We start from the raw sequence: 676 nt of genomic DNA on the forward strand, positions 1-676 counted from the left end.
GTGATGTTCTTCTCGCCGCTTGCCGGGCTGGTGCCTTCGTATGCGACCGCTCCCGCGCTGATGTACGTGGGGCTGCTGATGCTGTCGAACGTCAGCAAGCTGCATATGGACGACATGGTCGACGCGATGTCGGGTCTCGTGTGCGCGGTGTTCATCGTGCTGACCGCCAACATCGTGACCGGCATCATGCTCGGCTTCGCGACGCTCGTGATCGGCCGCGTGGTCAGCGGCGAGTATCGCAAGCTCAATGTGGGCACCGTGGCGATCGCGGTGGTGCTGGTCGGGTTTTATGTCGGCGGCTGGGCGATCTGAGTTTCGCTGCAGGTAGTCGTTGGTCTCCACCTTGACGCGGCGCGTCGCGGTTCGATCCGCGATGTGCCGCGTATCTTTTTATAGTCACGCGCTTTGCGCACGATCAGCGCGTTTCGCGAAAGCGCCCACCTGTCCTTGACTTTCGCGCCAGCGTTTCTAAACCATAACCTTATGGTCAAGCCCTGCATCGGCAGGAAAGGAGTCGCAGATGGAACCGCAACATCGCATCGGCAGCCGGGAAGAGTGGCTCGCCGCGAGCCGCGCGCTGCTCGCCGACGAAAAAGCGCATATGCACGCCAGCGCCGAACTCGCGCGCAAGCGTCGCGAATTGCCTTGGGTCAAGGTCGACAAGCTATATACGTTC

2 protein-coding genes are annotated in these 676 nt (G+C 61.4%); both read left to right on the top strand.

The genetic code is table 11. The features are described from left to right. Window positions 1-312: solute carrier family 23 protein (locus VSR34_RS38150; protein WP_342965202.1), on the top strand; the 312-nt coding region annotated here is incomplete at its 5' end. Between the two features lie 208 nt (window positions 313-520). Beyond that, a partial coding sequence (locus VSR34_RS38155) for a DUF899 family protein (RefSeq protein WP_342965203.1) occupies window positions 521-676 on the top strand: 156 nt, incomplete at its 3' end.

Origin of the sequence: Paraburkholderia sp. JHI2823 (assembly GCF_038900695.1) — a bacterium.
Taxonomy (GTDB): domain Bacteria; phylum Pseudomonadota; class Gammaproteobacteria; order Burkholderiales; family Burkholderiaceae; genus Paraburkholderia; species Paraburkholderia mimosarum.